We start from the raw sequence: 19,894 nt of genomic DNA, 5'->3' as shown, positions 1-19,894 counted from the left end.
AATTCTAACTCTCACCGCATGCACTCAGATTCGAGGCGTAATGTTCTCAAAAAGTGTCTGGCCGTTGGGAGCTTGGGACTTACATCCGGCTGTCTTGGATCTCTGCGCGGGGGCAGTGACACTGTTCAGTTTGGTGCACTCCTCCCGCTCAGTGGTGCGCTCGGCCCACTCGGGCAACACGGCAAGCGCATGGTCGAGCAGGCAGCGAGCGACGTCAACGCCGGCGGTGGGATCGGCGGTAACGACGTCGAAGTGACGATTCTTGACACCGAAGCGAACGCCGAAACCGCGGTCGAGCAGTACCGATCGCTCGTCGACCGTGGTGTCATCGGTTTCGTCGGTGGCCTCGTCAGCGATGCGTCGCTCGCTCTCGCGCCGGAGGCAGCCAGCGACGAAATCATGGAGGTCAGCCCCGCCAGTACTGCCCCGCAGCTATCGACTGCCGGCCGGGCCAACGGCCGGAAATACTTCGGCCGAACGGTGCCAAGCGACGGGACACAGGCAGTGGTGATGGCGAAGGCCGTCGACGACCCGCTCTACATCGACGCGGACTCCGTCGCACTACTGAGCATCGACAACTCGTTCGGTGCCGGACTGGCCGAAGTGCAACGCGACGTATTAGACGCCGAGGTCGTCGCCGATGTTCGGTATGATCCGTCGTCGGAATCGTTCGACGACACGCTCGCGGACGTGTTCCAGAACGACCCTGATGCCGTCAGCTTCACCAGTGTCTCCGGTCAGGAGCGCGGTATCCTCGATGCGTACAGCCAGTCGGAGTACGACGCTCCGTGGGTGCTGTCTGCGGGGCTGTTCGGCAGCGACCTCCCGTCGTACTACGAGGGGTTCTACAGCGCGTCGCTGTCATCAGCGCGGACGCAGGCGTACTTCGAACTGGTCCGCCGGCTCTCGGACATCGACGAGCCCAGGGCGTACTCGGTCAACGCGTACGACGCACTGTTTTTGATGGCGTGTGCCGCCGAACAGGCCGGTGAAGCCAGCGGTCCGGCAATCGCCGAGACCGTACAGTCAGTTTCCGGTGGGTCCGGACACACTGTCTCCGTCGGCGACTTCGGTCGCGTACGGTCACTCACCGACGCAGGCCGAGCAGTGAATTACCAGGGTGCGTCCGGAAGCGTCGACCTGACAGGGGACCTCGAACCGCTGAGTTCGTACCTGATCGAGCGGGTCACTGACGGCTCGGTCGAGTCACTGGAGCTACTGCAACCGCAGTTCTTCAAATCGGGAGGGGCCCGATGAGGTCGCTCCCGAGTCGCCTGGTTCAGGCGACAGAGCGTGCGCTCCCTAACGTCGTTCGGCGTCGGTACGCGGCGAAGTTCGGCGTCCTGTTGCTCGGCGTGGTCGTCTTACTTGCACTCGGTGGGGCAGCCATCAACCTCGAAACGGGGGCACTGGTCGAGTCACAGACAGAGGATCAAATCCGCGGTGTCGCGGAGTCCCAATCGAGTTCCGTCTCAACTTGGGTCTCGAACAAGCAGTCGACAGCGTCGTTCCTCGCGGCGTCTATCGGTGACCGGTCCGAGTCGACTACGGACAGGGAACACCAGCGGTGGCTCGAACAGAAGCTCATCGGGTTACCGGGAGACGTCCGGGCGCTTCACTACGTCGACGCCGCTGACGGCACGGTCACCGCCAGCACCGACGACGAGCTGAACGGCGCCTCGTTGAGCGCCGTCGACGATCCGTGGACCGACGAGAGCGGTGCAGTCGTCTCGTCGGGGCCGACAGGGACGTCCGAAGCGTACCAGAGCGGGAACGAATCGGTTATCGCGTTCGTCCAGCCACTGGCCGGGAGCGAGGAGTACGTGGTACTGACGGCATCGCTCGAGGCGCGCTCCCACGAGTTCACGTCACCGTTTGCGACCGGCGACGTGAAAGTCGTCGGGTCGGACGGCCAGCTCATTCTCGACAACCGGAAGGGTTCGATTCTCGAGGAGTACGCGGCGACCGGGGACGCGACCGACACGAGTGTCGAAGCGGCACTGAACGGCGAGACCGGCTATAAGTCCGTCTCCGCCAGAACGGGCATGGAAGACGGCCAGTACGTGATGGCGTACACGCCGGTCACCGGAACCGAGTGGGCGTTGCTGTATCACGTCCCGGAGGACCGCGCCTTCGCCCTGCAGTCGGCTGTCTCCGAAAACATCGCGCTCCTCCTGGCGCTTGCTGTGGGGGCGCTGTTCGTCGTCGGCGTGACAATCGGGCGCGGAACCGCGAACGCGCTCTCCCGCGTGGCCGAAAGCGCCGAGGACATCGCCGCCGGTGATATCAACAGCACCCTCCCCGAGACCACGCGCGTCGACGAGATGGGGCAACTGTACGACTCGTTCGCGTCGATGCAGGCGTACCTGACGACCGCCGCGAACCAGGCCGACGCGCTCGCCGACAAGCGCTTCGACGACCCGGCCCTCGACGAGAACATCCCCGGTGAGTTCGGCGCGGCCCTGGAGGAGATGGGCGAGGACATCCAGACGTTGATTACCGACGTCGAAGCCGCCAGAGACGAGGCGGAGGCGGCAAAGGAAGACGCCGAGTCGATGGCGTCCGCCCTCGAAGCGAAGGCGGCCGAGTTCAGCGACGTGATGGACAAGTCGGCGGCCGGAGACCTCACCCAGCGGATGGCCACTGATAGCGACTACGATGCGATGGTCGACATCGCGGAGAGTTTCAACGAGATGATCACGGAGCTCGAACGGACGGTAAACCGCATCGAAGGCTTCGCCAGAACCGTCGACAGTTCGACGGATACGATCTCCGCGAGCGCGAAGGAAGTGCGGTCGGCAAGCGAACAGGTGAGCGAGTCGGTACAACAGATCGCCGAGGGCGCCGACGAGCAAAACAGGAACATCCAGCAGGTAAGCGGCGAGATGACCGACCTGTCGGCAACCGTCGAGGAGATAACCTCCTCCACCGACGAAGTCGCATCGAAGTCACAGCAGGCTGTCAACGACGGCGAGTCCGGCCGCGAATACGCCGAGCAGGCCGCCGCCGAAATCGAGGCGCTCGAACGGAAATCCACCGAAGCTATCGAACAGGTGGAGTCCCTCGCTGAGGAGATGGAGCGCATCGGCGAGGTGACGACGCTCATCGACGACATCGCGGAACAGACGAATATACTCGCACTCAACGCGAACATCGAAGCCGCTCGGGCCGGTGAGGCGGGCGAAGGGTTCGCCGTCGTGGCCCGCGAAATCAAGACGCTAGCCGAGGAGACCCAGGAAGCAACGACCGACATCGAGTCGATGATCGACACCATTCGGTCCCGGACGGACTCCACCGTCGAGGATATGCGGGACATGGGCGAGAGCGTCGACACCGGGAAGGAGACGGTCGAAAACGCGACGGACGCACTGACCAGTATCGTCCAGCAGGTCAACGAGGCAAACGACGGCGTCCAGGCTATCAGCGACGCCACCGACGAGCAGGCGGCTTCGATGGAAGAGGTCGTCTCGATGGCCGAGGAAGTCGGTTCGATCAGCGAGGAGACCTCTTCCGAAGCCGAAAACGTCGCCGCGTCCGCCGAGGAACAGACGGCATCGATCACGGAGGTCACCGAGAAGATACAGTCGCTCTCAGATCAGGCGACTGACCTCAAGGAGCTCATCGACCAGTTCGAAACCGGCGATGCCGGAGACAGTGGCGAACGGAGCACACACGAATCAGGCGGGACCGCGCTGACCGACGACTGACCGAGCGAGTCCGGAACGGCAGTTCCGGTTATCACCGCTTTCAGTCGGCTAATTTTTAGTAGATGGTAGACCCAGCGTGTTCTGTGAGTGGCGCGAAGCTGGTCGCCGCGAACACGGGCGCCCGGCCAGCGCAACACCGGCAATTGTCTCCGCTCGCGTCGAGCGTTCGACGGCGACCGGTCCGCAGTTCCTGTTGTTCTATTATGATAAATATTATATCAGCGTCTAAGAGTTGTTGTTGCATATGCGAAGCGAGGACCAATCGACGGACGCCAACGGAGAGGCGACACCAGACGGCGGCTCGATGGCCGAGCCCGTCAACCCCACCGACGGGCTCCACTACCGGATGATCCTCGACCGCGTCGACACGCCTATCTTCGTCCTCGACGCCGACGGCGACATCGTCCACTGGAACAGCTCCCTCGCGGCGCTGACGGGCGAGTCCGAGGCCGGCGCGGTCGAGCTCACGGAGGAACACGGCGTCGTCGGGCCGGCGTTCTACCACGACGGGCGGCGGTCGATGACCCTCGCCGAGAAGGTAATCGAGTCTCCGGAACACTGCGACGAGGCGTACGACGTGCCACGGGTCGACGACGTCGACTACACGCTGTACGCCGACGAGAGCGTGATGAAAGACGCACGCGGCGCGGAGCGACACATCCGGTTCAGCGCCGCGCCGATGTACGACGACGACGGCGAACTGGCCGGCGTCGTCGAGATGATACAGGACCGGACCGAGGACGCCAAACGGCAGGAGCAGCTCCGCGGGATGGTCGCCGAGCTGCAGTCGACCATGGCCGACATCGAGGCCGGGAAACTCCAGTCTCGCGCGTCCGTCGGGGAGACCGACTACGTCGACGACGAACTGCTCGATGTCGTCGACTCGCTCAACCAGATGGCGGCGCGACTCGACGACATCGTCTCGGATGTCGCCGGCCGGACCGACGACCTCCACGACTCCGTCGACTCGGTCGCAGACAGCAGCCAGCGGGTGTCGGAAATCTCCGACGAGCAGTCCGAGGCCCTCGCGACCGTCAGCCAGGAGGTGTCGAACCTCTCGGCGACCGTCGAGGAGATCGCCTCCACGAGCGACCAGGTGGCCTCGACCGCCCGCAACGCCGACGAGGCCGCCTCGGAGGTCCAGGAGACCGCCGAGGAGACCGAACGCGTGATGCAGGAGGTCGGCGAGTCCGCCGCGGAAGTCACCGGCGACGTGACATCGCTCCGGGACCGGATGGACGAGATAGACGAGATCGTCGACGTCATCGACGAGATAGCCGACGAGACGAACATGCTGGCGCTGAACGCCTCCATCGAGGCCGCCCGCGCCGGCGAGGCCGGCGAGGGCTTTGCCGTCGTCGCCGACGAGGTAAAGAACCTCGCCGAGGAGTCACAGGAACGGGCCTCCCAGATAGAGGAGATGGTCGGGCGCATCAAGGCGGACACCCAGGAGACCGTCGAGAACTTAGAGGAGACGACCGAACAGGTCGACCGCGGTATCGAACAGGTCGAGGCCGCCACCGAGGCGCTGACCGACATCGTCACGGCCATCGAGGAGACGGCCGAAGGCATCGAACAGGTGTCCGGGGCGACGAACGACCAGGCCGCGAGCACCGAGGAGATAGCCAGTATGCTCGACGAGGTGGTCCAGCGGGCCGAAGACATCTCCGACGAGATGCAGGCCACCGCCGAGAACACGCAGGAACAGGCGCGGCAGGTCGACGAGATCAACGCCACTGTCAGCCGCCTGTCGGGCGGCAGTGTCGGCGACCGCTGACCGGGACACTAACCAGTTAGGGTGTGCCCACACGCGCGCTCGGTTCTTTGTCTATCGTATGACCACAGACGAAACCGACGTGGGCAGCGCGCTCTCGCGGCTCGGGGACTCGATGGCGGACCTCCACACCAGCACGACCGGGCTCGACGATGCCGTCGAGCAGTTGCGGGCCTCCACACAGCGCCTGAGCGACCAACAGGCAGTGGTCTCCGAACAGATGTCGGAGACGGTGCGGGCACTCAACCGGGAGTCGACGGCTAACCCGGCGGTCACACCGACCGTAACGGGCCACAGCACCGTCGCAGACGACTGAAATGCCCTGTCGTAGCGTCTGGCCGGGGAGTCGCGCGCAGGGACACCGATGCGACAAGCCCTGTGAAACACGACCGGCGACCACAATATAGAAAAGCCACCGACCGGTAGGCTCCGATATGAACGTTCCGTACGACCTCACCTCCTACGTTCGCGTGCTCAAACTGGCGAGTACGCCCGACTGGGAGGAGTTCTCCCAGATAGCAAAGATTGCCGGTGCCGGTATCGTCCTCGTGGGGCTCATCGGCTTCATCATCTTCGCCCTCATGACGTTTGTCCCGGGCAGCAAGCCGGTGTAATCCGATGGGTATCTACGCAGTCAAAACCACGGCGAGCCAGGAGCGGACCGTCGCGGACATGATAATCACGCGCGAAGAGCCCGAGATCCACGCGGCGCTGGCCCCCGACTCCCTGACGAGCTACGTGATGGTCGAGGCCGACGACCACAACGTCTTCGACCGCATCCTCGACGAGATTCCCCACGCAAACGGCGTCGTCCAGGGCGAGTCCTCGATGGCGGAGGTCGAACACTTCCTCTCGCCGAAACCCGACGTGGAGGGGATCGCCGAGGGAGACATCGTCGAGCTCATCGCCGGTCCGTTCAAGGGCGAGAAGGCCCAGGTCCAGCGCATCGACGAGGGCAAGGACCAGGTCACCGTCGAGCTGTACGAGGCGACGGTCCCGATTCCCGTCACCGTGCGGGGCGACCAGATTCGCGTGCTGGATAGTGAAGAGCGGTAGTCCGGCGGCGTAGCCGCCGGTTCACGGGTCCTCGCTCCGCTGGACCCGCTTTTTCGCCCACGTTTTGCAAGTCGAGCGAGAGCGCAGGTCCCACAGACATGCGAACGACGACTGTGTCACTGTGAGGGGTGCGCAAACGCAGCGAGCGCACCCGACGCCGAAAAAGGTGAAGCGGTAGAGGCGACGGTCGGTGTCCGGTGGCACAGCTCCCGGGTCGCGGGCCGGGCAGGGCTGTCGGTTCGATTTGACTACCGGGCGGTACCCTGATTCTCCAACGGTATCGCCGAGCTGTCGGTCAAAATTCGCTCGAACCGTGCAGAAGATATACACCACCACCTGGTGATACCGCAGCCACAAGATGGCAGCTATCCGAACGGACGGGTTGACAAAGCGCTTCGGTGACGTCGTCGCCGTCGACGACCTGAACCTCACGATCGATGAGGGGGAGGTCTTTGGCTTTCTCGGCCCCAACGGTGCGGGGAAGTCGACGACGATCAACCTCCTGCTTGACTTCATCCGGCCGAGCGACGGACGCGTCGAGGTGCTCGGGCGGGACGCACAGACGAACCCCGAAGCGATACGCGAGCGGGTCGGCGTCCTCCCGGAGGGGTACGGCTTCGACGACCCCCTGACGGGGCGGGAGTACCTCTCGTGGGCGATCCGGACGAAACGGGCCGACGACGACCCCGACGACCTCCTCGACCTCGTGGGGCTGGCCGACGACGGCGGCCGCATGGCCGGCGACTACTCCAAGGGGATGCAACAGCGCCTTGCCTTTGCCATCGCGCTGGTTGACGACCCGGACCTCCTGATTCTGGACGAGCCCTCGACGGGACTCGACCCCAACGGCATCCAGCAGTTGCGCGACGTGGTCCGCGAGCGGGCGGCCGACGGGACGACCGTCTTCTTCTCCAGTCACATCCTCTCGGAGGTCGAGGCGGTCAGCGACCGGGTCGGCGTGATGAACGAGGGGGAACTCGTGGCGGTCGACAGCATCGAGGGGCTGCGCGAGAGCGCGGGCGGCCACGCCACGCTGCATCTCGACTGTGCGTCGCCGCCGACCGGGCTCGGCGTCGACGGCCTCCCGGGTGTCGCGCGGGCGGCCGTCGAGGAGCGGACGCTGGTGGTCGACTGCACCGACCCGGCCGCGAAGGTCGACGTCGTCACCCACGTCGCCGAGCGCGCGACCGTCGAGGACATCCGTTCGGAGACGGTCTCACTGGAGTCGCTGTTCAACGACCTGACCGGCGGCGGCCGCGACGACGCACGCGCCGCCGAGGAGGTCCCGCAGTGACGCTGCGCGATGTCACCCGGAAGGATTTCACGGCGGCGCGCCGGTCCCGGGCGCTGTGGGCCGTGGCGACGCTTTTGGGCCTGCTGACGGCGCTCATCGCCTTTGGCTTCTCGGGGTATCGGCTCACGCCGCGGGAGACCGTGATACAGCTGTTCCGAACCATGGGCGGGGTCTTCGGGCTCTTGCTTCCAATCGTCGCGCTGGTGGCCAGCTACATGGCCATCGCCGGGGAGCGCGAGAGCGGCGGCGTGAAGTTCCTGCTGGGGCTGCCAAACAGCCGCCGTGACGTGTTCCTCGGGAAGCTGGCGAGCCGGCTCGGGGTCGTCACCGCCGGGGTCACGTTCATGTTCGCCACCGCCACCGCGATGGCGGTGGCCCGCAACGGCGCCCTCCCGGTGGGCGTCGTGGTCGGGATGTTCGCCGTCTCGCTCGTCTACGCGGCCGTCTTCGTCGCAGTCGCCGTCTCGCTGTCGGCGGCTGTCGCCGAGCGCAGCCGGGCCATCGCCGCCGCGGTGGGGTCGTACTTCGGGCTGGTGCTTCTGTACGTCATCCCCGGGGTCAGCGTCGCCCTGCTCGTCCGCTTTGTCCACCAGACGCTGCTGGGGTTCGACCGGAACGTGGACCTCTACAACGCCGTGCTGTACACCAGCCCGCTCGTCGCCTACCGGAAGGCCATGAACCTCGTTGTCCCCTCCGAGTTCGAGCGGCAGGTCCTCCAGCGGGCCGGGGAGGGCGACACGTTGCCGGCGTATCTCGGCGACGAGGTGTCGCTGCTCGTCTTTGCCGTCTGGCTGGCGGTGCCGCTGGCGCTTGGCTACTGGCGCTTCGAGGGGGCTGACCTCTGATGGTCGACGACGTCGCCGGGACCGCGACGGCGGTCCTGCTCGTGGTCGGTGTCGCCGCGTTGCTCGTCCCGGCCCTGTTCCCGGTCCAGCAGGTGCTCTATCACGACACCGGCGCCGGGACGACGGCGAACGGCTCGGAACTCGAAGCCGAGGGGTACACCGTCATCGAGTACGAGAACCTCTCCCAACGGGGCCAGGAGATATACGTGGCCGCGCTGCGCTCACCCCAGCGGGAGTACACGGTCCCGGTAGGACAGGGAGCGCCGGAGTTCCCGTACTCGGCGGCGACGGAGATCGGTGACACGAACGGGCCGGAGAAGTTTGAGGAGCGACAGCGGCGCACCAGCGTCGTCATCGAACGACCCGACGACGCCGACCTCCCGCCGCCCGACGAGCCGGTCGACCGCATCCAGTCCGAGCGGATACAGCCGGAGGCGACGACGACAGGCATCCGGACGGCGTCGGGCGGTCAGGAGGGAGAGACACCGCCCGGTCAGTCGAGAGAGCAGCGGCTCGAACAGCGACGACAGGGTATCGCGACGTACGACATGGTGACCGTCCGGCAGGGGACGCCGCCGGCGACCCACAGCGGGACCCTCCTGCGGCTGGGGTCGGTGGTGTTCGGGGCGGTCGCTATCGGGACCGGGGGGTATCTCCGGTCGCGGCCCTAGCCTTCCAGGCGCTCGATGACTTCGTTCATGTCCGCTTCGGACTCGATTGACTCCTTGACGTTCTCGCGGCGCCGGACCTCGGCGGCGGAGGCGTCGTAGGCGCGGACGTACTCGGCCCTGGAGTGTTCGTCGAAGGCGTGTTTGATCGCGAAGTAGCCGTCGGGGACGACGGTCCCACAGACCTTGCAGGTGATGCGGTCGTGCTCGGTCGACTGGTGGACGATGAGCTCCTCGACGCGGTCGAACTGGCTGTCGTCGCCCTCGATTGCACACTCCCAGCGTGGCATTGGACGGAGGGAGGCACCCCGATGGTAAAAGCGTTCGCCACGGCACAGCGACACTTCCGAAAATAGAAACCCATAATGGGGCGACCGAGGTATTCCGACCCGTGACGAGCGAGGGGTTCACCGTCGACCTGCACGTGAAGGTTCTCGACGACCAGGTCGTCGAACGAGCGAAGGCGCGCGGACTCGACGCGCTGGTGTATGCACCCCACTTCACCCGTCTGCCGGATATCCGCGCCAAGGCGCGGGCGTTCTCCGACGAGGAACTCACCGTCTACCCCGGCCGGGAGCTTTTCACCGGGACCTGGCAGCGCCGTCGACACCTGCTGGCTATTGGCCTTGAGGAGATGGTCCCGGACTTTCTCACACTCGACGGGACCATGGCGGAACTGCGACGCCAGGGAGCGGCGGTACTGGTCCCCCACCCCGGCTTCCTCTCGGTGAGTCTCGGACTGGACGAGCTGCGGACCTATCGGGAGACCATCGACGCCATCGAGGTGTACAACCCCAAGTTCCTCCCACACCACAGCCGCCGTGCCCGGCGGTTTGCGGGGACGACCGGGCTGTCGACGTTCGCCTCGTCCTACGCTCATCTGCCGGGGACCATCGGCGAGGCGTGGACCCGCTTCGACGAGCCGATCAGGAGCGAATCGGCGTTGCGTGGGGCGCTCCGGGAGGGCAAACCGCGGCGCGTCAGCCACCGGAGCGGGCCGTTGCATACGCTCCGGCGCGGACTGGAGTTCGCTCACCTCGGGTTCGAGAACAGCTGGGAGAAGTTCGACCGCGTCATGCTACAGGGCACCGCGCCGACACACCCGGACCACGTCGCCTACGGCGAGGCCTTCAACGACGTGAAGGTGTACTAGGCGACCGACCCGATGGCGTTGGCCAGCAGCTCCGTCGCCCTCGGCGGCAGATACCTCGGGAGCACGTACACGAGCGCGCCGACGGCAGCCAGCTCGAGTATCGTGATAGCCACCGTGACGGCTTCGGCGTAGTCGCTCGACGTCGTCACGCCGGTCGGGAACCCGTACTCCGTGTCCAGCACCGGGTAAAACAGGGCGATTCCCCGCCGCGAACCGACCATATCGAGCACGTAGTGGGTCAGGACGCCCAACCACACCCACTGGAGGTTCCCGCCGTGGTAGATCGGATGGGCCATAAAGAGGAGCAACACCGGCAGGTTGTGTAGCGTCTTGCGGTGTTTGCCGAAGGCGGTGTCTACGTCCGGGAACAGCGCCCCGAGGACCACCGGAAGGAACACCTCGGCGATCGTCGCGAACGTCGACACGTCCCCGGAGGGGTCGAGGACGTATCCCAGCCCGATGCTCAGCAGGACCGCGTTCAGAACGTGGCCGCGTTTGTTCATTCAGCCGGCTCGACGCCACCCCGACCGAAAGCTCTTGCTACTGATTCTGTACGCGCCCCAACAGGTCTGTGAGGGCCTGTCGGGCTATCTTCTCTTTCACCTCGGTCCGGGCACCGTCGAACTCGTAGCCAGCGACAGTACAGCCAGACTCGCCCGTCTCCCAGGGGGCCGCGTGGGCGACGGCGACGTAGACGGTCCCGACGGGCGTTTCAGGGCTGCCCCCCGTCGGCCCGGCAACGCCCGTCGTCGCCACGCCCCAGTCGGTCCCGGCGGTGTCCCTGACGCCGCGGGCCATCTCGGCCGCGACCGGCTCGGAGACCGCGCCGTGGTCGTCCAGGGCTTCCCGGGAGACGGCGAGCAGTTCCTGCTTTGCCTCGTAGGAGTAGGTCACCAGCGAGCGGTCGAAGTAGGCCGAGGAACCGGACACGTCGGTCACGAGCGAGCCGACCAGCCCGCCGGTACAGGACTCCGCGACCGCGAGGGTCTCGTCGCGCTCGCGCAGCGCCGCGCCCACGCGCTGTTCGATAGGATCGTCCGTCATATCTCGGTGTTTGGCCGGGGACCGAATAAGCGTTCAGCCGTGTGACGGACACCCGTTGTACCGCCGAGAGACGGTAAATAAATACGTTGTGGCCGCTGAGCTAGTCGTAACAATTAGTTATATACTTCTAAACGTACTGGTAAGCGTGTGATGTCCACACTGTTACAGCTGCAAGCGCCCGCTGGGCTCGTACCTGCGGTGGTGTCGTTCGTCCTAACTGCCGTGACGTTCGTCGTCGCGTTTCTCATCCTGTATCTGGTTGGGAAGTCCGTCCTGGTCAGGGTGACCAAACGAGCGCTCAACGCCCGCGAGTTCTCGCCCGCCGTCGTCAGCCTCGGCTCCAGTATCGCCGGCGCTGTTGCGCTGTTTGGCGCCGTGGCGTTTGCCGCGACCGTCGCCGGCTTCCCGACGATTCTGTCGGCCTTCGCGACCATCACCGGTGCGCTCGCGCTGGGTGTCGCCTTCGCCGCGGGCGATATCATCGAGAACTTCGTCGCCGGCATCTTCATCCTCAAGGACAAGCCCTTCGAGGTCGGCGACTACATCGAGTGGAACGGGAACGGCGGCATCGTCCGCGAGATCAACCTCCGCGTCTCCAAGCTCGATACGTGGGACAACGAGCAGCTGACGGTCCCGAACGGGGAGCTGGCAAACGCCGTCGTGAAGAACACACAGGCCCACGAGACCCGCCGGGTCACGGTCGACTTCGGCGTCGACTACGGCTCCGACGTGGACAGAGCGCGGGAGATCATCTTAGAAGAGATCGAGGCCATCGACGGCGTCCTAGCAGAGCCGGCGCCGTCGGCCCCCCTCACCACCCTCGGCGACTCCGCCATCGTGTTCAACGCCCGGATGTGGATCAACCCACAGGAGACGGGTGCCGGCGGCGTCAAGCACAAGCTGACCGAGTCGGTGATGGACCGCTTTGACGAAGCGGACATCGGGTTCCCCTACCCACACACGCAGGTCGTCGGCGAACTGGACGTCAACCAGCGCGACGCCGGCGCTGTCGCGGACGACTAACGAGGGCGGGTCCCTCGGCCCGTGTGAGCGGGGAGAGACAATTCGCGAACCAGCCGATTTGTGGCCTTCTTTCGTGGTACCGCGTGGGCGGACGGTCCCGGGAGCTTTCAGTGTCGGCCCCGAACGTGTCATATGGCCTATCGTACTACGGTCGGCTGGTCGCTCGTCTCCTCGGGTATCGTGACGCTCCTGCTTGGTTTCCTGCCGGGGACGGACCTGTTCTGGGGGCTGCTCCTCCTGGTCGTCGGGGCGGTGACGCTGTACATCAGGCAGTGACGGAAAGGCAAAGGCCGTCGACCCGCCCAGATGAGGTATGGACTACGAGACCCCGCAGTTCTATCGGGTCATGCAGTACGCCGCTCGCGCCGACCGGGACGTGGTCGATATGGTCTCCGGCAGCCCGGACTGGGACCCACCGGCCGGCGTCCGGGCGGGGTTACGGGAGTACGCCGACGCCGGCGCCGGGGAGTTCCAGTACGCGCCGAGCAGAGGGCTCCGCGGGCTCCGTGAGCAGATTGCCGCCCGGCACGGCGTCGCCGAGGACCGTGTCGTCGTCACGAACGGTGCCGGCGAGGCCAACCACCTCGCGATGACCGGCGGGCTGGACCGCTTCGACGGCGACGAGATACTGCTTGCGGACCCGGTCTACCCCTACTACGCCGGTCGGGCGAACTTCCTCGATGCCGAGACGGCGTTCGTTCCGGTCGACGACGAGGGTCGGCTCGACCCCGACGCGGTGCGGGCGGCAGCGAGTTCGGAGACGGCGGTCATCGTCGTCAACTCGCCCAACAACCCGACCGGCGCGGTGTACGACGCCGACGCGATGGCCGCCTTCGCCGCCGTCGCCGAGGAAAACGACGCTCTGCTCGTCTCCGACGAGGTGTACGACCAGTTCGACTACTCGGGGCGGTTCGCCTCCGCGCTCGACTGCGCGTCGCCCAACGTCGTCGCGACGAACGCCTTCTCGAAGTCGATGGCCATCACCGGGTTCCGCGTGGGCTACGCCGTCTTCCCGCCGACCGAGGGCCCGACCGGCGGCCTCGTCGAGCGGGCGACGACGCGGCACATGCTGACGAACGTCAGCGGCTCGCGACCGGCCCAGCACGCCGTCGAGCGGGCGATGGAGACAACCGAACCGGGCTACTACGAGGCCGCCCGCGACCGGCTGCGGGCACGCATCGACCGGTTCTGTGACGCGCTCGACGAGGCGGGCGCGGTCTACACCCGTCCCGACGGCGGCTTCTACGTGCTGGCCCGGTTCCCCGAGTTCCCCGGCACGTTCGAGAACGCCTACCGGCTCGTCGACGAGGCCGGCGTCGCGGGGATGCCCGGCGCGGCATTCGGGGAGGCCCGAGCCGACTCGCTGCGCTTCTCGCTGACGACGCCGCGGGTCGGGACGGCGGCCGACCGGCTGGTGGCGTTTTTCGGGTAGCCGGCGCTGGTCCACGGACCGCACTCGACGCCCGTCCCGGCACCGACCGCTGTCGCGTTCGCCCCGCTACCGCTCCGTACTGTCGAAGTCGTCGGTGTCGTGGCTGTCGCCTTCGTTGTCGTCGACGGGAATCGTCCGGGCCGGCTCCTGGGGTTCGGACTGCCTCGTCTCGCGGCGTCCCCCGTCGCCGACGTCGACCGGAATCCGCTCGCGGAGGTCGCTGGCCAGCGATTCGACCCGCCGCCGGACGGTCCCGGCCTGGTCCTCGAACTCCTCGACGGTGCGGTCGACGCGGTGGACGCGCTCTTTGGGAATCTGTTTCATGAGGTCGTTGCCGTCCTCGTCGGTGCCGGTGCGGACCATCCAGTGGTCGCGGGCGTACACTATCTCTTCGTTGTCGACGGTGTCCCGGACGACGCCTTCGTCCGGGTCCTCGTAGACTATCGTCGCCTGTCCGAGTTCGATTTCGTCCATACAGTTACTCAGTTGACACTCTTGACACTTACATACTCGGTCGAGAGACAATGGCACGGCCGGGCGGCCTGGCGCTCAGTTGAATCTCAGCTCGACGTCGAGCGCCCGCTCCAGCAGGTCGTCGTCGTAGCACTCGTCGGTCTGTGCGGGGTGGGTCTCGTCGATGGCTCGCACCGTCAGGACGGTGTTGGCGAAGTTCTTGTAGGTGGCCTCATCGACCATCTGGCCGTCGACGACGACGGCGCCGGTCCCCTCGCGTTTGGCCTCGTTGAACGCCTCTATCTTGGTGAGGTCCCGGTCCAGCTCCTCGCTGCTTGGCATGTGGATGCGGTTGGCCTGGGCGGTCTGTTTGGGATGGAGCGACCACGAGCCGTCGATACCGATGGTCGCCTCGTGTTCGACCTGGTCTGCGTACCCCTCGGCGTTGTAGTAGCTGACGCCGGCCCGCTCGTGGAAGAGCTGGTCGAAGGGGCCGCCGATGGAGACGATGCCCGCGGCGCTGGTCTCGTTCGAGAGGGCTTCGAGCAGCCCGTCCCAGCGCGGGCGCTCGCCGCCGAGCGCCCGGCCGCCCAGTTCCGCGGTGTAATCGACGGGCCCGAAGACCAGCCCGGAGAGCCGCGACTCTGTCGCGAACTGGCATATCTCCCGCAGGTCCGAGCGAGCGGGCGCCGTTTCGAGGATGATGGCCATATCGAGCGCGCCGTCGTCGAGGCCCGCCTCGCGCTCGGCTTCGGCGAGGACGCCGGCGGCCTCGCGCACGTCGTCGAGGCGGCCGACCTTCGGGAAGACGACGCCGTCGAGGTGGTCACCCACCTCGCTCGCGAGCCGGCGGACCTGCTCGGTCCCGCGCTCGCGGAACTGTGCGTCGTCGTAGGCCCACTCCACGCGGGGGAGTATCTCGCCCGCGAAGTCGGGCGCGTGGTCGGGCAGGCGGTCGACGATGTTGTCGATGGCTTCGGCTTTCATCGAGGGGGCGGTCCCGTCCTCGATGTCGGGGACGAGCCAGTCGGGCGTCGAGAAGCCCTCGCTGGTGAGCCCGGATTCGAGGAACTTCGCGCTGTTGTCTCTCGGGACGGCGGCCGGTGCGGTCTGGAACGTTCGGCAGAGTCGTGTCATTGTCGGGTGATGAGTGCGGTTCGCCGGCCGCTGTAGACCGGGGCGCTGTCCTGGTTGAAGGCGACGTGTTCGAAGGTCACGGCCCCCGCCGTTGCGGGGCCGGCCTCGCCGTCGCAGTCGAGCACGCGGGTGAAGCCGTAGACGGTGTCACCGAGCGTGACGAAGTCGTGGAACCGTTCGTTCTCGAAGCGCCGCTCGCGGTAGGTCGCCTCGTCCGAGCGGGCGTGTGCCAGCGCGATGGAGCGGGTCACGTCGCCGTAGGCGACGATGTCGCCCGACGGCGAGTCGGCCATCGCGTCGCGGTTGTGGTGCTGGCGAGCGGTGTTCAGCGTCGAAAGCGGCAGGCCGGCGACGAGGCGCTCGTCCATCGTCCGGCCCCGCTCGTGGCGGTAGGCGACGGCGGCGTCGGTCTCCCGGGCCCGCTCCAGGGCCGCGCGGAAGTCCTCGAAGGTGCCCCCGTCGGGCGTGACGAGCGTCGACGGGAGGTCGGGGCCGGTGCTGTCGGCGCCCGAAGGCTGGTCGTCAGCCACTGCACCGCTCCCGTCCGACGCCATCGGTTTGCGCCGCGGAATCATGTTCGTCCGCTCGTAGGAGACGAGCCGGTCGCCGGTCTCGCGATCCCGGCCCACGGACTCCCAGGTGACGATGCCGTAGTTGGGCCGCGAGGAGGAGGTCCGGGTGTCGACGACCGTGGAGGTCACGTCGAGTTCGGTTCCCGGATACGCGGGCCGGTGGAACTCGACGTCCGTCCGGCCGAGGAAATAGCCGCCCTTCTCCGAGAGGTCCTCGACGGTGACGCCCATCACGCAGGCCAGCAGGTAGTCGGGGTGGGCCGGAGGCTCCGAAAAGTCGCGCTCTCGGGCGTCGTCGGGCCGCCAGTAGGCCGGGTCGTGGTTCAGCGTCTGGCCCATCCACTCCTCGTTACCGTGCTGGCTGAGCCGCAGGCCGGGGTCGTGGCGTAGCTCGTCGCCCTCGTCGAAGAACTCGAAGTAGTGGCCCTTCTCGCGGGTCTCGACGCGGTCGAGCAGCGCCCCGAAGGCGGACTCGTCCGCGCAGTCGATTGCGTCGGGCGCCGACCAGTCAGTCATCGCTCCCACCTCCCGTCGACCGCGCCTCGCGGCTGTCACCGGCGACCGCGCTCCCTGCGGTCGCGGCGGTCCCCGAAGTCGCCCGCCGCATCTCGTTGGTGACGACCATGAACCCCTCGTCGAAGCCCATCCCGGGCTTTGCCAGGACTTGCGCGGCGTCGGTCGCCAGCGCCACGTGGGCACAGGCCCGCGCGGAGGTCACCGTCTCGTTGCAGGTGCCGCCCAGATACGCGCGGATGTCGGTGCCGTCGCAGTAAAGCACCGCCTCCGCGGAGCGCTGGATGCCGCCCAGGTCCGGCGTCTTTATCTGGACCACGTCGGCGGCGCCCTCGTCGACGAACGCCCGCACGTCCTCGAAGGTGTTGCACCACTCGTCGGCGACGATGTCGACATCGACGCCCGCCGAGTCGAGCGCCTCGCGGAGTTCGGCCATCCGTTCGATCTGGGCCTCGCGGCTGCCGGCGTCCATCGGCCCCTCGACCTGCAGCGGGTAGGGCGCGGCGGCTTCCCGCAGCGACTCGAAGTAGTCCGTGACCTCGGGCCGGTCGTAGGGGGGGCCGAACAGCTCGCCGAGGATACCGTAGACGTCGACGTGGAAGCGCGGGTCGTACCCCTCGGAGCCGAGCGCGTCGGCCAGCTCCGAGAGCCCGGAGAGGTACTCGCGTAGCGTCTCGCCGTCCCGACCCACCTTCTCGACGCTGTTGAACAGGCCGTGGGGAAGCACCGGGACGCCTTTCAGCAGCATCTTCTCGGCGTTGGTCCAGCGTTCGTCGCCCGATTGGCCGAACACCGGCACCGGCTCGGTCGCGGGCTCGGTGTCGTAGGCCGCTGCGAGCACGTCGGTCGGCGTCACGCCTCGCGCCTTCGCGGCGGCGTTCAGGAGGGCCTGGGAGACCCCGTAGCGAACGGCCGTGTGCAGGCGGTCGCCGCCGGAACGCTGTGCGTCCATGGCTTCGAGCGTCTCGGCGTTGTCCCGGAACAGCGTGGCATCCCGTCCACACAGTGCGTCGGCGACGGTGCCCTCCACGACCGGGCGATACTCGCTCGCCCGGAAGAGGGGGTCCCGGCCGCCGGTCCCCGAGTACTGCACCGCGGCGCAGTCGCCGGTAACGACGGTCCCGTCTGCGAGTTCAAGTTCGACGATGAGCGACTCGCCGGCCTCGCGGACCCGCTCGAACCCCGCTGTCTTGGGCGGGCTGTCGTAGGCGAATCCCCGCTGGGTGGCGCCGGCTTTGATGGCCCGCTGGTCGTCGAAGAAGAAGCCGGAGACCCCCGGAATCGCCTGAATCGACTCAATCCGCATCGCTGGCACCTCCCCGGTGGCCGGTCGGCCGTCCGATGAGCTTCCCGTCGCTGATGGCGTCCACGTCGTCGGCGACCATCCGGAACGACTGGTCCCGGCCCTCGGTGCGGGCGCGCTCGCCGAGTTTCGCCGCGTGTGTCTCCTTGATGTCGTCGGGCAGGGCGAGGTCGGCGAACTCGAAGATGCGCACGCGGCCGTCGTCGTCGCGGGCCGGCAGGACCGCCCCGGCCGCCGCGTCCGACGGGGCGAAGGGCACGTCCATCGCGCCGCTGTCAAAGGCGGCGATGACACCCTGGGCCACGTCGCCGTCGCCGGCCCGCTCGATGGCGTCGACGAGGGCCCTCGTGGCCCGCTCGATGAGGCGCTGTTCGTCGTCGATACCGCCGAGGTCGATGTCTTGCTCTATCATCATATCGATAAGCTGTCTCGTGGTCCGCAGGCCGGCGGCGTTTGCCTCCTTCGTGGGCACACCCTGGAACTCCTCCGGGGACTTGGTGATGACCTTGTCCGGCCGCGCGACCGCCGCGGTCGCCCCGCCGAGGCTGATGACGCCGTTGGCGCGGGCCTCGTCCGGCGGGAACCCGCCCATCCACTCGTGGAAGACGGTCGTGACGGTCACCTCGTCGGGGAGGTACTCCTCGCCCAGTTTGCGCAGCGCGCGCAGCGCGGCCACGTCCTGGACGAGGTTGCCGACCTGCCCGTAGCCCAGCGTCACCGAGCGCACGCCTTGCGTGGCCGCGAGCTTGCCCTCGATGAGCATCACCGCGATGGCGATACAGGGCGGGACCAGTGTGCCGGTCAGCGGGCCGAACGGCTCGCGGTTGATGGTGACGCCGCGCTCGGTGTAGGCGCCACAGAGCCGGTCGACGAACTGCCAGTGTTCGATGGTCGTCGCGAGGTCGTGGCGCTTGGTGTAGGGGATGTTATACGAGATGGGGCCGCCCTCGAAGGACTGGAAGCCGCCCGCGAGAGTGACCATCGCCAGCAGGCGCGCGTCGGGCGTGCCGTGGCGCACCTCGATGGGGGCGTCAAGCGCCCGGATGAGCCGCCGGCAGTCCTCGACGCCGTGGTTGACGGCGGGGAAGCCGTTGAGCTCGTCCGTGTCTTCGTTTCTGGACGCGGCCAACCCCTCCTCCGCCTTCTCGTACTGGTTGTCCCGCGTGTACGAGTCGATGGTCGTCGGCAACAGGTCCGCGCCGCCCTCGTCCTGGAGATACCGTAGCAGGTCTATCTGGTCCTCCAGACAGGGGACGCCGGCCCGGGGCTGCAGGAGTGGCCGGTCGGCCGACTCCAGCAGGGGGGCGAACTGCTTGCTCTCGGGCAGGGACTCGTGGAAGGCGACGGCCTCCTCGAAGTCGACGCCCCGGCCGGTGTGCCAGTTGTCGCGCAGCTCCGATGCGATGCGCTGTAGCTCGTCGGCGGGGAGCTTGCTGTCCGTGAGCATGGTCAGCCGTCGACCCTGACCGGTTCGCCCTCTGTGGTCGTGAGCTTGAGGTCACGGCGCAGCGCGGCGATGGCCTCCTCCGGGTCGGTCTCCGCGTCGAAGACCCGGTCAAAGCCCATCTCCGTGAACTGCTCGCGCGTGGCCTCGAAGTCGTCCTGACCGACGGCGAGGTTCCCGCCGACGTACGTGGGCACGTCGATGCCGGCTTCGGCGAGCCGGTCGTGAAAGCCCTCGCAGTCCTGTCGGGCGTGCCCGTACAGGGAGGATACCAATACCGCCTCGGCGTCGTGGGACTTGGCTGCGCTGACGAACTCCTCTTGTGAGGTCTGGACGCCGAGGTTGATGACCTCGAAGCCAGCGGCCGACAGCGCCTGCTCGAGAATCGTGATACCGACGACGTGTGCGTCGGAGCCGATCACGCCGAGGATGACGGTACGGGGCATGTGCTCTGTCGTGGTTCCGGGATGGGCATA

The 19,894-nt window shown here is 67.0% G+C and carries 22 protein-coding genes; 13 read left to right on the top strand and 9 right to left on the bottom strand.

Annotated elements, in window-relative coordinates:
* The first annotated feature begins 18 nt into the window (after positions 1 to 18).
* The 9 genes from VJ162_RS00260 to VJ162_RS00220 all read left to right on the top strand — a co-directional run bounded on the left by VJ162_RS00260 (position 19) and on the right by VJ162_RS00220 (position 9,347).
* Positions 19 to 1,257, top strand: coding sequence for an ABC transporter substrate-binding protein (locus VJ162_RS00260; protein ID WP_324661611.1), 1,239 nt, complete (start codon positions 19 to 21; stop codon positions 1,255 to 1,257).
* Positions 1,254 to 3,707 carry a methyl-accepting chemotaxis protein gene (locus VJ162_RS00255; protein ID WP_324661610.1) on the top strand — a complete coding sequence of 818 codons (2,454 nt, stop codon included), beginning with the start codon at positions 1,254 to 1,256 and terminating at the stop codon, positions 3,705 to 3,707. Before VJ162_RS00260 ends, VJ162_RS00255 begins: the two co-directional genes overlap by 4 nt.
* A gap of 244 nt (positions 3,708 to 3,951) precedes the next feature.
* Positions 3,952 to 5,484, top strand: coding sequence for a methyl-accepting chemotaxis protein (locus VJ162_RS00250; protein WP_324661609.1), 1,533 nt, complete (start codon positions 3,952 to 3,954; stop codon positions 5,482 to 5,484).
* Between the two features lie 58 nt (positions 5,485 to 5,542).
* Complete coding sequence (locus tag VJ162_RS00245; protein ID WP_324661608.1) at positions 5,543 to 5,797, top strand: hypothetical protein; 255 nt, start codon at positions 5,543 to 5,545, stop codon at positions 5,795 to 5,797.
* Between the two features lie 118 nt (positions 5,798 to 5,915).
* Positions 5,916 to 6,095 (top strand): protein translocase SEC61 complex subunit gamma, encoded by a 180-nt coding sequence (locus VJ162_RS00240; protein WP_262176056.1) that lies wholly within the window; start codon positions 5,916 to 5,918, stop codon positions 6,093 to 6,095.
* Positions 6,096 to 6,099: 4 nt separating this feature from the next.
* Positions 6,100 to 6,537 carry a transcription elongation factor Spt5 gene (locus VJ162_RS00235; RefSeq protein ID WP_324661607.1) on the top strand — a complete coding sequence of 146 codons (438 nt, stop codon included), beginning with the start codon at positions 6,100 to 6,102 and terminating at the stop codon, positions 6,535 to 6,537.
* A 358-nt stretch (positions 6,538 to 6,895) separates the two neighbouring features.
* Positions 6,896 to 7,831 carry an ABC transporter ATP-binding protein gene (locus VJ162_RS00230; protein ID WP_324661606.1) on the top strand — a complete coding sequence of 312 codons (936 nt, stop codon included), beginning with the start codon at positions 6,896 to 6,898 and terminating at the stop codon, positions 7,829 to 7,831.
* Entirely contained in the window at positions 7,828 to 8,676 is an 849-nt protein-coding gene (locus VJ162_RS00225) for an ABC transporter permease subunit (RefSeq protein WP_324661605.1), read from the top strand. The genes VJ162_RS00230 and VJ162_RS00225 overlap by 4 nt, the downstream gene beginning before the upstream one ends.
* Positions 8,676 to 9,347 (top strand): hypothetical protein, encoded by a 672-nt coding sequence (locus VJ162_RS00220; protein WP_324661604.1) that lies wholly within the window; start codon positions 8,676 to 8,678, stop codon positions 9,345 to 9,347. Before VJ162_RS00225 ends, VJ162_RS00220 begins: the two co-directional genes overlap by 1 nt.
* Here VJ162_RS00220 and VJ162_RS00215 read toward each other — a convergent pair.
* A complete protein-coding gene (locus tag VJ162_RS00215) occupies positions 9,344 to 9,634 on the bottom strand; it encodes a DUF7565 family protein (protein ID WP_324661603.1) in 291 nt (96 codons plus the stop codon). The two genes, VJ162_RS00220 and VJ162_RS00215, sit on opposite strands and share 4 nt — an antisense overlap.
* A 101-nt stretch (positions 9,635 to 9,735) precedes the next feature.
* Between VJ162_RS00215 and VJ162_RS00210 the strand changes: the two genes are divergently transcribed.
* The gene (locus VJ162_RS00210) at positions 9,736 to 10,497 is read left to right on the top strand and encodes a PHP domain-containing protein (protein WP_324661602.1); all 762 of its coding nucleotides are present in this window, start codon (positions 9,736 to 9,738) and stop codon (positions 10,495 to 10,497) included.
* On the opposite strand, the gene VJ162_RS00205 is transcribed toward VJ162_RS00210, so the two are convergent.
* Both VJ162_RS00205 and VJ162_RS00200 read right to left on the bottom strand, forming a co-directional pair.
* Positions 10,494 to 11,000 (bottom strand): metal-dependent hydrolase, encoded by a 507-nt coding sequence (locus VJ162_RS00205; protein ID WP_324661601.1) that lies wholly within the window; start codon positions 10,998 to 11,000, stop codon positions 10,494 to 10,496. The genes VJ162_RS00210 and VJ162_RS00205 overlap by 4 nt on opposite strands.
* Before the next feature lie 37 nt (positions 11,001 to 11,037).
* Positions 11,038 to 11,541: a CinA family protein gene (locus VJ162_RS00200; protein ID WP_324661600.1), complete on the bottom strand. Its 504-nt coding sequence runs from the start codon at positions 11,539 to 11,541 to the stop codon at positions 11,038 to 11,040.
* 150 nt (positions 11,542 to 11,691) lie between these two features.
* Here VJ162_RS00200 and VJ162_RS00195 point away from each other — a divergent pair, with 150 nt between their 5' ends.
* The 3 genes from VJ162_RS00195 to VJ162_RS00185 all read left to right on the top strand — a co-directional run bounded on the left by VJ162_RS00195 (position 11,692) and on the right by VJ162_RS00185 (position 13,996).
* The gene (locus VJ162_RS00195) at positions 11,692 to 12,564 is read left to right on the top strand and encodes a mechanosensitive ion channel family protein (RefSeq protein ID WP_324661599.1); all 873 of its coding nucleotides are present in this window, start codon (positions 11,692 to 11,694) and stop codon (positions 12,562 to 12,564) included.
* A 132-nt stretch (positions 12,565 to 12,696) separates the two neighbouring features.
* Positions 12,697 to 12,840: a hypothetical protein gene (locus tag VJ162_RS00190; protein ID WP_324661598.1), complete on the top strand. Its 144-nt coding sequence runs from the start codon at positions 12,697 to 12,699 to the stop codon at positions 12,838 to 12,840.
* Between the two features lie 37 nt (positions 12,841 to 12,877).
* Positions 12,878 to 13,996 carry a pyridoxal phosphate-dependent aminotransferase gene (locus VJ162_RS00185; RefSeq protein WP_324661596.1) on the top strand — a complete coding sequence of 373 codons (1,119 nt, stop codon included), beginning with the start codon at positions 12,878 to 12,880 and terminating at the stop codon, positions 13,994 to 13,996.
* Between the two features lie 66 nt (positions 13,997 to 14,062).
* Here the strand turns inward: VJ162_RS00185 and VJ162_RS00180 are convergent, their stop codons facing one another.
* From VJ162_RS00180 to glmS, 6 genes are all read right to left on the bottom strand, one after another.
* Positions 14,063 to 14,470: a hypothetical protein gene (locus VJ162_RS00180; RefSeq protein WP_324661595.1), complete on the bottom strand. Its 408-nt coding sequence runs from the start codon at positions 14,468 to 14,470 to the stop codon at positions 14,063 to 14,065.
* Between the two features lie 75 nt (positions 14,471 to 14,545).
* Positions 14,546 to 15,586, bottom strand: a complete 1,041-nt coding sequence (gene citE, locus VJ162_RS00175) for an L-malyl-CoA/beta-methylmalyl-CoA lyase (protein ID WP_324661594.1) — start codon at positions 15,584 to 15,586, stop codon at positions 14,546 to 14,548.
* Positions 15,583 to 16,674 carry a 2-methylfumaryl-CoA hydratase gene (mch, locus tag VJ162_RS00170; protein WP_324661593.1) on the bottom strand — a complete coding sequence of 364 codons (1,092 nt, stop codon included), beginning with the start codon at positions 16,672 to 16,674 and terminating at the stop codon, positions 15,583 to 15,585. Before mch ends, citE begins: the two co-directional genes overlap by 4 nt.
* Entirely contained in the window at positions 16,667 to 17,977 is a 1,311-nt protein-coding gene (locus VJ162_RS00165) for a methylaspartate ammonia-lyase (protein WP_324661592.1), read from the bottom strand. The genes mch and VJ162_RS00165 overlap by 8 nt, the downstream gene beginning before the upstream one ends.
* On the bottom strand, positions 17,967 to 19,421 hold the full coding sequence (locus VJ162_RS00160; protein WP_324661591.1) for a methylaspartate mutase subunit E: 1,455 nt from the start codon (positions 19,419 to 19,421) through the stop codon (positions 17,967 to 17,969). The genes VJ162_RS00165 and VJ162_RS00160 overlap by 11 nt, the downstream gene beginning before the upstream one ends.
* Before the next feature lie 2 nt (positions 19,422 to 19,423).
* Positions 19,424 to 19,864 carry a methylaspartate mutase subunit S gene (gene glmS, locus VJ162_RS00155; protein WP_324661590.1) on the bottom strand — a complete coding sequence of 147 codons (441 nt, stop codon included), beginning with the start codon at positions 19,862 to 19,864 and terminating at the stop codon, positions 19,424 to 19,426.
* Positions 19,865 to 19,894 lie beyond the last annotated feature (30 nt).

The organism is Haloarcula sediminis (genome assembly GCF_035656455.1).
GTDB lineage: Archaea > Halobacteriota > Halobacteria > Halobacteriales > Haloarculaceae > Haloarcula > Haloarcula sediminis.
The sequence above is the reverse complement of the archived record's forward strand: the minus strand, read 5'-3'. Positions and strand labels throughout refer to the sequence as shown.